Annotated in this window: 8 protein-coding genes; 2 read left to right on the forward strand and 6 right to left on the reverse strand. The window is 59.6% G+C overall.

Going from position 1 to position 10,548, the window contains the following annotated elements; all coding sequences use genetic code 11:
• Window positions 1-266 precede the first annotated feature (266 nt).
• Complete coding sequence (locus PMI36_RS08560; RefSeq protein WP_008073862.1) at window positions 267-1,382, forward strand: Gfo/Idh/MocA family protein; 1,116 nt, start codon at window positions 267-269, stop codon at window positions 1,380-1,382.
• 474 nt (window positions 1,383-1,856) lie between these two features.
• Here PMI36_RS08560 and PMI36_RS08555 read toward each other — a convergent pair whose 3' ends face one another.
• From PMI36_RS08555 to PMI36_RS08530, 6 genes are all read right to left on the reverse strand, one after another.
• Window positions 1,857-2,105: a DUF1652 domain-containing protein gene (locus tag PMI36_RS08555; RefSeq protein WP_008073863.1), complete on the reverse strand. Its 249-nt coding sequence runs from the start codon at window positions 2,103-2,105 to the stop codon at window positions 1,857-1,859.
• 193 nt (window positions 2,106-2,298) lie between these two features.
• Entirely contained in the window at window positions 2,299-3,795 is a 1,497-nt protein-coding gene (locus PMI36_RS08550) for a helix-turn-helix transcriptional regulator (RefSeq protein WP_008073864.1), read from the reverse strand.
• A gap of 212 nt (window positions 3,796-4,007) precedes the next feature.
• Entirely contained in the window at window positions 4,008-4,901 is an 894-nt protein-coding gene (gene sigJ / locus PMI36_RS08545) for an RNA polymerase sigma factor SigJ (RefSeq protein ID WP_008073865.1), read from the reverse strand.
• A gap of 3 nt (window positions 4,902-4,904) precedes the next feature.
• The gene (locus tag PMI36_RS08540) at window positions 4,905-5,339 is read right to left on the reverse strand and encodes a carboxymuconolactone decarboxylase family protein (protein ID WP_008073866.1); all 435 of its coding nucleotides are present in this window, start codon (window positions 5,337-5,339) and stop codon (window positions 4,905-4,907) included.
• Window positions 5,340-5,499: 160 nt separating this feature from the next.
• The gene (locus PMI36_RS08535; RefSeq protein ID WP_008073867.1) at window positions 5,500-6,783 is read right to left on the reverse strand and encodes a Zn-dependent hydrolase; all 1,284 of its coding nucleotides are present in this window, start codon (window positions 6,781-6,783) and stop codon (window positions 5,500-5,502) included.
• Window positions 6,784-6,933: 150 nt separating this feature from the next.
• Window positions 6,934-8,418, reverse strand: a complete 1,485-nt coding sequence (locus tag PMI36_RS08530) for an NCS1 family nucleobase:cation symporter-1 (RefSeq protein WP_008073868.1) — start codon at window positions 8,416-8,418, stop codon at window positions 6,934-6,936.
• A 623-nt stretch (window positions 8,419-9,041) separates the two neighbouring features.
• Here PMI36_RS08530 and hydA point away from each other — a divergent pair.
• Window positions 9,042-10,481: a dihydropyrimidinase gene (gene hydA, locus PMI36_RS08525; protein WP_008073869.1), complete on the forward strand. Its 1,440-nt coding sequence runs from the start codon at window positions 9,042-9,044 to the stop codon at window positions 10,479-10,481.
• The last annotated feature ends 67 nt before the right edge of the window (window positions 10,482-10,548 follow it).

Raw genomic sequence — 10,548 nt, forward strand, 5'->3', positions numbered from 1 at the left:
CGGCACAGTCAACATTGATGTTGCCTGATACACCGCTTTCGCGAGCAAGCCCGCTCCCACATGGATTGCGCCTTAACTGACTGGCATTGGCCAAATGGCTGCCTTTTTTGTTTCTCACGTGAGCACACCAGCTCCTACAGCGAGATTGGTGTTTGCACAGGCAGTGTCGGATCCAATACAAGAATATTTATTCCACCATTTGCATATTAGGAATATTTATTCCATAAATAGCCCTCCTGAAAATAAAAATCCAAAGGACCCCGGCTATGCGCGAACTCGGTATCGGACTCATCGGCACAGGTTTCATGGGCCGCGCCCACGCCTTGGCCTTTCGCAACGTCAGCGCCGTTTTTGAATTGCCGCTGAAGCTCAAACTGGCTGCCCTCGCCGACGCCGATCCGCAGCGCGCCCGGCACTGCGCCGACGCGTGGGGCTTCGATGCCGCTCACAGTGACTGGCAACAGCTGATCAACGATCCCAAGGTCAATCTGATCGCCATCACAACCCCCAATCATCTGCACTACCCCATGGCCATGGCCGCTCTCGCCGCCGGCAAGCCGGTGTACTGCGAAAAACCGCTGGCGGTGAACCTCGAACAGGCCAGCGCCATGCGTCTGGCCGCTAAAGCTGCGGGCGTGGTGACGCGGGTCGGCTATAACTACCAGCACAATCCGATCATCGGCCTCGCTCGGGATTTGATTCAAAGCGGAGCGTTGGGACAGATCATCAGTTTCCAGGGCGAATTCAGCGAAGACTTCATGGCCGATCCCGTTTCACCCTGGTCCTGGCGCTGTGACGCCGATTACGCCGGCGGTGCCTTGGCGGACCTGGGCAGTCACTTGCTGGCCATGGCCCGTCATCTGCTTGGCGATATTCAGGCGGTGTGCGCAGATACCCAGACCGTGCATGCGCAACGCCCCGTTACGTTAGGTGGCCAGGAACGACGCGAGGTCGCGGTCGACGATCAGGTCCACGCGTTGCTGCGGTTCGCCAACGGCGCGCGCGGGACGTTCAGCAGCAGTTGGCTCAAACACGGTTACAAGAATCACCTGAGTTTTGAAATCAGCGGCACCCGGGGCACCCTGGCGTTCGATCAGGAACGCTTGAATGAACTGCGGATGTATCGCGCAGGGCAAGGCGGTTTTCAACGGCTATTGGCAGGGCCGGATTTACCGGGTTATGCCGCTTTCAGCCCGGCACCGGGGCATCAGTTGGGTTACAACGAACTCAAGACTTTGGAAGTGCATGAGTGGGTGATGGCGCTGGCCGGCCTCGGTCAGGACGGGACAGATTTCGAGCAGGCATGGGAAGTCGAACGCCTGGCGACAGCGATTCGTTTGGCGGCACACGAGTCGCGTTGGGTCAGGATCGAGGAAGTCTGAATCGCCGCTCGGGCGACACCCGCCAGTCGCAGAGGGCCACTGGCGGTAAACGCCATTAACCGGAGCAAACTTACTGAGTGACGCAACGGGTCAGGGTCGTGGTCCGCGTCACCTGCCCTTCTGCCCTCATATCACCCTGCACATCGGTGTTTTCGGAGGTCTGGCAGGTACGAACCGGTGGCGGTGGCGGCGCAGCGGGTGGTGGAGGTGGCGGACTGGCGCAACCACCCAGAATCGCCGCGCAGAGTAAGAGCGACAGTGGCGAAAAAATATGTATCCCAAGGCTGTTCATAGGCTGACCCGCGGTGAGTAATCGACATTTTCCGCGACACAAAAACCACACCGCCTACCCGCGGCCCCGTCACAGAAAAGAAATACCTCGCATTCCTTATAGCCCAGCCACCCGCCAATGCCAGAAAAACGCCTAATAGACTGTGCTGGCGAAACCATAAGCAGCGGGAAACAAGTCAGCGCCTACAACGCACTGGACCGATGCAGACCAATGCTCTCAAGCTCGTACCGCAACTCTTCAATCAACGCCGTCAACGCCTCCGGCGTCCTGAGATTCACCATGCTCAACCCGCTGACCACCAGATCCACCTGCCCCGTCGCCGGATGATAAAGCTTCACCGTCAACGAATTATCCCCGGTGAGCGCGCACTCACAGGCCAACGGCGAAAAACTCCGCTCCAGTTGCATACGCAATTGCGCCAGATGATTCATCCCGATTCACCTTGGCGACGACCTGAAATCGACTCCACGCTTGAACTGTTCGCACCCATGTGGCTGTTCCTTTAGCTGCTTCGAAGAGGACGCGATACCGGCTCGAAGCCACGTATCGCACCCTCACAGCCTAGAAAAACCAGCCCCTGAGCAGAACATCAAATTGCACCATCCCAACTAGTGCATTTGCATCTTAACGTTGCCCCTTTGGCCGCCTCTCGCTGGAGAACAGACCTCGTTCTCGAGCCCATACAATCGCCTCGCTGCGGCTGTGCACGTCGAGTTTGGAATACACCGTCGAAACATGATTGCGCACCGTATTAGGCGCCAGTTTCAGGCGTGCGGCGATTTCCTTGTCGGCCAGGCCTTCACAGATCAAGCCGAGCACATCGCGCTCTCGCGCGGTCAGTTCGGTGAACGACACAGTGGGCAACTGCGGTGAATTGACGTTCTTCACGTTGGCGAGTTTTTCGATCAGCGTGCGGCTGAACCAGGAGGCATCTTTCATCACCTCTTCAATGGCTGACACCAGTTCCAGCTCGGTGCGTTTGCGCTCCGTAATGTCCATCAATACCAGCAGGTAGCAAGTGCCACCCTGAATGTTCACGGTGTCCGCCGAGACGGCGCAATCGATCAGCCCGGCATCCTTGCGGCGCACCCTGACATCGACGCGATCCACACTCCCGGTTTTCTCCAGGGCTGCAAACAGCCGCGTGCGAGCGCCTGCGTCATCGATGAAACCGAGTTGCGCCACGGTCTTGCCGAGCACCTCTTCACTCGGGCATGCGAGGGTATCGAGAAAGGCTTCGTTAACGTCCATCACCACTTGATCGTCGGCGCTGCACACCAGGATCGGTATCGGGGTGAGACGAAAGGCTTTGGCGAACCGTTCCTCGCTCTGGCGCAGGGCAATTTCGGCCTTGTGCCGCAGCTCCATATCGACGAAGGAAAACAGAATGCAAGCTTCGTCATTGAGCTCAAGTGGTTGCCCGGCAACGATCACCTGTTTGCTGCCACCGTCGGGTAATTGCAGTTCGGCCTGCATCTGCGGAATGGTTGCCCCGTCACGCAAACGCTGCTTGGCCAGGTCCTTGTTTTCAGCGCGCTCCAGCACATCCAGCTCATAGGTCGAAGTGCCGATCACCTGATCGCGGGCATAACCGGTCATTTCCAGGAAGCCCTGGTTGACTTTGATGTAGCGCAAATCGCTGAGGCGACAGATCACCGCCGGGGCCGGGTTGGCATTGAAGGTCTTTTCGAAACGCTGCTCGGCGCTGGCCCATTCGGTGACGTCGTTCATGATCAGCACCAACGACTCCGGCTCGCCGGCGCGATCCGCCAGCACCATGCTGCGCACGCTGTGGACCCAGGTGCGTTCGTCGTTTTCGACTGGCGTCAATTCAACCAGTACATCGTTGAACATCTCGCCGCGGGCAACACGGCTGATCGGATAATTCTCCGTCGCCACCGGGTGATTGTTGCGATAACGCAAGGCAAACCGCTTCGCGTATTCCTTGGCATTGGCCCCCAGCTCACCGATCCGACTGACGCCGTGCATGGTCAGCGCGGCGTCATTGGCCCAGAGGATCGTCTGGTCGAGCTCCAGCAAAATCACCCCGTCGGACAGCCCGGCGATGATCTGCTGCAACTGGCGGCGATTGGTTTCGGTGGTCAGGACGTCCTGGCTCATTGGATCTCCACGATTGCGGCGGCGCCGTTACGCGCGGCCCTGTGAAGATTACGACCGCGGGGGATTGGGATAGTGCTGAGGACTCATCCGCCGGGCTGATCGTTCCCACGCTCCGCGTGGGAATGCCTCTAGGGACGCTCCGCGTTCCAGCTCTCGAAAGGGACGCGGAGCGTCCCGGGTTGCATTCCCACGCAGAGCGTGGGAACGATCAACTATTGCACTTGCAACGATGCATCCAGCCCCGCCAGCTTATCCGGATTGCGCATGATAAAAATCCGGCTCACCCGCCCCGCTTCATCAAAACCAAACGTCATCGACGCAGTAATGACCCCGTCCGCCTTGATGATCACGCCTTGTGCCCCATTGATTTCGCTGGGCAGCCATTCGCAAGTATGCCAATAGACATGCAAAGACTGACCAATGAAATCCAGCACGCTGGTAATGCCAGACAAGGTTTCGCGGATGGCCGAGGCCTTGCCGCCGCCATCGGCGCAGAGTTCGACGTCTTCGGCCAGCAGCGCGGTCAGGGATGCGGTTGAGCCGCTGGCGATGGCGCTGTGGAAGGCGCTCAGCAATTGGTCCTGACGCGCCGGCTCCGGCTGATAGCGGATTTGCCCGCTACCCAGACCGACCTTGGCTCGGGATACCAATTTGCGACAAGCCGCTTCCTGGACCCCGATCGCCTCGGCGACTTGCGCGTAATCCATGTCGAAAATTTCGTAGAGCAGGTACGCGGCGCGTTCCTTGGGAGTCAGCCGTTCCAGCAAGAGCAGGAACGCGGTGGACAATGACGAGGCCAGTTCATGCATGTGTTCGGGTGAATGCTGATGGGTGGTGTGAATCGGCTCCGGCAGCCAGGTGCCGATGTAGTCGACCCGTGACGTGTGCGCCGAGCGCAGCAGGTCAATGCAGTGCCGGGTGCAGGCCGTGGTGAGCCAGGCGGCCGGCGTGGCGATGGAGGCCCGGTCGGCCTCCAGCCACTTGATGAACAACTCTTGCACCACATCCTCGGCTTCGGTGCGCGAGCCGAGAATGCGATACGCCAGACCGAGCAAAAAGGGCCGGCGCTGCTCGAATACAGCGGCGGCGTTTTCAGCGGAGTTCATCGATCAGTGCCTCGACACCTGCAAACGGTTCCACAGGTTGATCATGCCGATCTCGGCCGTCAAGGCACCGATCTGAGCATCGTTGAAATGCTCGCGCAAGTCGCCGCGCAGGCTGGCGTAATCGGTCTTTTCATCGAGTACGGTCAGGGCTTCGGTCCAGGCCAGGGCCGCGCGTTCCGAGGCGCTGAAATCGCTGACATGGCGCCAGACAATCAGGCGATCCAGGCGCTCGTTGGTTTCATTGGCCTCGCGCGCCTCGCGGGTGTGCATCTTCACGCAGAAACCGCATTGGTTGATCTGCGAGGCACGCAGGTGCAGCAGGTGTTTGAGGGTCGGGTCCAGGCCATGGCTGTCGAGGGTGACATGGACCTGGGTCAGGCTTTCGAAAACCTGAGGGATGGATTGCAGCAGATTGACCGGTTGGGTGTTGGACGACATCGTGTTGCTCCGCTATTTAAGGGGTTCAACAGGATGACGATTGAGGATTCAGGTTTGTGACGTGGGGGACGTTTTTTTAACGCGTAGAAGCAAAAGATCGCAGCCTTCGGCAGCTCCTACGCGCCTGTGGGCGCTGCCGAAGCCTGCGATCTTTTGATCTTCAAGCCGCCAATTCACCGCTGGCAATCGCATCCGACGCAGCCAACATCGCCCGCAACAACACCGCACACCCGGCAGCCAAATCATCGGGTGCGGCGTTTTCGATTTCGTTGTGGCTGATACCGCCTTCGCAAGGCACGAAAATCATCCCCGCCGGGCCGAGTTCGGCGAGGAAGATCGCGTCATGCCCTGCCCCGCTGACGATGTCCATGTGCGATAAACCCAACCCTTGCGCCGCGCCGCGTACCGCTTCGACGCAGCCCTTGTCGAAGTACAGCGGCGGGAAGTCGGCGGTGGGGGTCAGTTCGAAGGTCAGGCCGTGTTCCTCGCAGGTGGTTTCGATGACCTCACGGACTTCGGCGATCATTGAATCGAGTCGCGCCGGTTCCAGATGACGGAAGTCCAGGGTCATGCGCACTTCGCCAGGAATCACGTTGCGCGAGCCGGGGTAGGCTTGCAGGCAGCCGACGGTGCCGCACGCATGGGGCTGATGGCCGAGGGCGGCGCGATTGACCGCGCCGACGATCACCGAGGCGCCGACCAGAGCGTCCTTGCGCAAGTGCATCGGCGTCGGGCCGGCGTGAGCTTCGACGCCGCGTAATTTCAGGTCGAACCATTTCTGCCCGAGGGCGCCCATTACCACGCCGATGGTTTTGTGTTCGTCTTCAAGAATCGGGCCTTGCTCGATGTGCGCTTCGAAATACGCACCGACGGCATGGCCGCTGACCTTGCGCGGCCCGGCATAGCCGATGGCGTTCAAGGCTTCGCCGACGGTCACGCCCTCGGCATCGACCTTGGCCAGGGTTTCTTCCAGGGTGAATTTTTCCGCGAACACGCCGGAGCCCATCATGCAGGGAGCGAAGCGCGAGCCTTCTTCGTTGGTCCAGACCACCACTTCGAGCGGCGCTTCGGTTTCCACCTTCAGGTCATTGAGGGTGCGCAAGACTTCGACCCCGGCGAGCACGCCGAAGCAGCCATCGAACTTGCCGCCGGTGGGTTGGGTGTCGATGTGGCTGCCGGTCATCACCGGCGGCAGGTTCGGGTTGCGCCCCGGACGGCGGGCGAAGATGTTGCCGACAGCGTCGATGCTGACGGTGCAGCCGGCTTCCTCGCACCAATTCACGAAGATGTCCCGGGCCTGGCGGTCGAGGTCGGTCAGGGCCAGCCGGCAGACGCCGCCCTTGACCGTGGCACCGAGTTTGGCCAGATCCATGAGCGACTGCCACAGACGGTCGCGGTTGATGTGCTGATGGGTGGACTGCAGAACGTCTATGGCAGCGTTCATGGTGATCTCCTCAGGCAGTTGTTATAGGTTTCTTCAGGCGAATTTTGGTGTCTTTGAGGCCGCCTTCGCGAGCAAGCCCGCTCCCACATGGGTTTTGTGAACACTGGAGATCCACTGTGGGAGCGGGCTTGCTCGCGAAGGGGCCATCCCTCACACCGCCGATTTCACGGCAGTAGGACTCGGCCGCATCACACTCAACCCGTAATAAATCAGCCCACCAAGGGCCGAGCCGGTGAACCAGCCGTAGCTGTAGAACCAGCTGAACGCATCGCTGCCCAGCGACAACAGCGTCAACGCTACCGGCACGCCGAACGCGATAAAACCGAACCAGTTCCACGCCGGGTAAACGTCATCACGGTAGAGGCCCGCCAGGTCCAGTTGCTGTTTCTTGATCAGGAAATAGTCCACCACCATGATCCCGGCGATCGGGCCCAGCAGGCTCGAATAGCCCAGCAACCAGTTGGAATACACCGTCTCCAGGCTCAAATCCGAAACGATCAGTCCGAGCTTTTTCAGCAACTCATGGGCCATCAGCGCCAACCCGACCAGCCCCGTGAGCATCACCGCTGTGGTGCGGTTGATGACCTTGGGCGCGACGTTCTGGAAATCGTTGGTCGGCGACACGATGTTGGCTGCGGTGTTGGTCGATAGCGTGGCGATGATGATCAGTGCCATGGCCAGGGCGACCCAGACCGGGCTCTGGATATGGCCGATCAGGGTGACCGGATCAGAGACAGTGACGCCCACCAGTTTTACCGACGCGGCCGTCATCACCACACCAAGGGAGGCGAACAGGAACATGGTCAGGGGCAAGCCGATGATCTGCCCGACGATCTGATCCTTCTGGCTTTTCGCGTAGCGGCTGAAGTCCGGAATGTTCAGCGACAAAGTGGCCCAGAACCCGACCATGGCGGTCAGCCCGGCGGCAAAATAACTGACCACGCTGGCCCCTTCCGGACGCTTGGCCGGGATCGCCAGCAACTCGGTCATCGACACGTTTGGCATCGCCCACACCAGCAGCCCCACGCCCACCAGCACCAACAACGGCGCCGAGAGGGTTTCCAGCCATTTGATCGAGTCCGCGCCGCGAATCACCACCCACAGGTTCAAGGCCCAGAACACCATGAAGCCGATCACCTCACCGGTGCCGCCGAGGGCTTTCCAGTCATCGAACACCGAACCGAGAAACAGGTGAATGGCCAGCCCGCCGAACATGGTCTGGATGCCGAACCAGCCACACGCCACCAGGGCACGAATCAGACACGGAATGTTGGAACCGAGGATGCCGAAGGATGAGCGCAGCAACACCGGAAACGGAATGCCGTACTTGGTGCCGGGGAAGGCGTTCAGGGTCAGCGGGATCAGCACGATGATGTTGGCGAACAGAATCGCCAGCAGCGCTTCGCCCACGGTCAGGCCGAAATAGGCGGTGAGCACGCCGCCGAGGGTGTAGGTCGGCACGCAGATCGCCATGCCGACCCATAACGCGGTGATGTGCCATTTGTTCCAGGTTCGTTCGCGCACCTTGGTCGGTGCCATGTCGTGGTTGTAACGGGGACTGTCGAGGACGTCGCTGCCGGCTTCGAGCTCAAACAAGCCGTCGCGCTCGGTCACTTGCGATCTGATCTGTTGCATGGCCGCTCCACTGTTCTTTTGATTATTTTTGCTCATCAGGGGCTGGCGCGAGGGGCGCGAGCCGGACGATGGCCGGAGAAACTGACAACTTTCATGGACCGGCCAAAGGTGTCAGCGGCGGCATCAATAAACGTGCCGGGTGCCCCGCTAGCGCATCGGGCAGTGCCATAAAATTTCGCTAACCAACTGATGTTAATCAGCTTTATTTATCCAACTATTGAATCCGCGGTGAGTTGCCATGCCACTCAGGCCGAATGTCAGGCAAGTTGTCCGAACAGTCAGGACTCAATCTGGTGCGTCGATCTTTTTTGAAAGATTGCGCATCAACCATAGACCATCCTCAAGCGGCTGATTTCACATAGAAAATCTCGTCTATTTTTGGAACCTGTCAAGTGCGTCAAAATGGTGAGAGGCCTCACCATTTTGGTGATTTTCAGTTTTTATCGTTATTTATCAATCAGTTAAATAAGTAATAAGCTTATAAAAAATATTCTTGCTCAATCCACAAACTGCAGCTAGCGTCTATTCTTGACAGCGCTGACAGGAATACACCGATTGGCGTCTGCTTCATATAAAACATTTAGAACCGGCATCAGTCGGTCAATGCCTGCGAGGAACTCGGAATGTCTCTGTTGATCCGTGGCGCCACCGTTATTACCCATGATGAAAGTTATCGCGCCGACGTCTATTGCGCCGACGGCGTGATCAAAGCCATCGGTGAAAACCTCGATGTTCCCACCGATGCCGAGGTGCTCGATGGCAGCGGCCAATACCTGATGCCCGGCGGCATCGACCCGCACACTCATATGCAGCTGCCCTTCATGGGCACGGTGGCCAGCGAGGACTTCTTCAGCGGAACCGCGGCAGGGCTTGCCGGCGGCACCACCTCGATCATCGACTTCGTGATTCCCAACCCGCAGCAATCGTTGATGGAGGCGTTTCATCAATGGCGCGGCTGGGCGGAGAAGTCGGCGTCGGATTACGGTTTCCACGTCGCCATCACCTGGTGGAGCGAGCAGGTCCGCGAGGAAATGGCCGAGCTGGTCAGCCAGCATGGGGTCAACAGCTTCAAGCATTTCATGGCCTACAAGAACGCGATCATGGCCGCCGACGACACATTGGTGGCGAGCTTCGAGCGCTGCCTGGAACTGGGCGCCGTGCCGACCGTGCATGCGGAAAACGGCGAGCTGGTCTATCACCTGCAGCGCAAATTGATGGCCCAGGGCATGACCGGGCCGGAAGCACATCCGCTGTCGCGGCCTTCGCAGGTGGAAGGTGAAGCCGCGAGCCGGGCGATCCGCATCGCCGAAACCCTCGGCACGCCGCTGTACCTGGTCCACGTCTCGACCAAGGAAGCCCTCGACGAAATAACCTACGCTCGCGCCAAGGGCCAACCGGTCTACGGCGAAGTGCTGGCCGGGCATCTGCTGCTGGACGACAGCGTCTACCAACACCCGGACTGGCAGACCGCCGCCGGTTACGTGATGAGCCCACCCTTCCGTCCTCGTGGCCATCAGGAAGCCCTTTGGCATGGCCTGCAAGCGGGCAACCTGCACACCACCGCCACTGACCATTGCTGCTTCTGCGCCGAGCAAAAAGCTGCCGGCCGTGACGACTTCAGCAAAATCCCGAACGGCACCGCGGGTATCGAAGACCGCATGGCGGTGCTCTGGGATGAGGGGGTGAACACCGGGCGCTTGTCGATGCAGCACTTCGTTGCCCTCACTTCCACCAACACCGCGAAAATCTTCAACCTCTATCCGCGCAAGGGTGCGATTCGAGTGGGCGCCGATGCGGATCTGGTGCTCTGGGATCCGGAAGGTACGCGGACGATTTCAGCCAAGACTCATCACCAGCAAGTCGACTTCAACATCTTTGAAGGCAAGACCGTGCGCGGCGTGCCGAGCCACACCGTCAGCCAGGGCCGAGTGGTGTGGGCCGATGGTGATTTGCGGGCCGAGCGTGGTGCCGGTCGGTATGTCGAACGGCCGGCGTATCCGGCGGTGTTTGATTTGCTGAGCAAGCGGGCTGAGTTGAATAAGCCGACGGCAGTGAAACGCTGAGATCGAGGCCTTCGGCCTTCGCGAGCAAGCCCGCTCCCACAGGGGAACGCATTCCAATGTGGGAGCG

This window comes from Pseudomonas sp. GM79 (assembly GCF_000282495.1).
In the GTDB taxonomy this organism is placed as follows: Bacteria; Pseudomonadota; Gammaproteobacteria; order Pseudomonadales; family Pseudomonadaceae; genus Aquipseudomonas.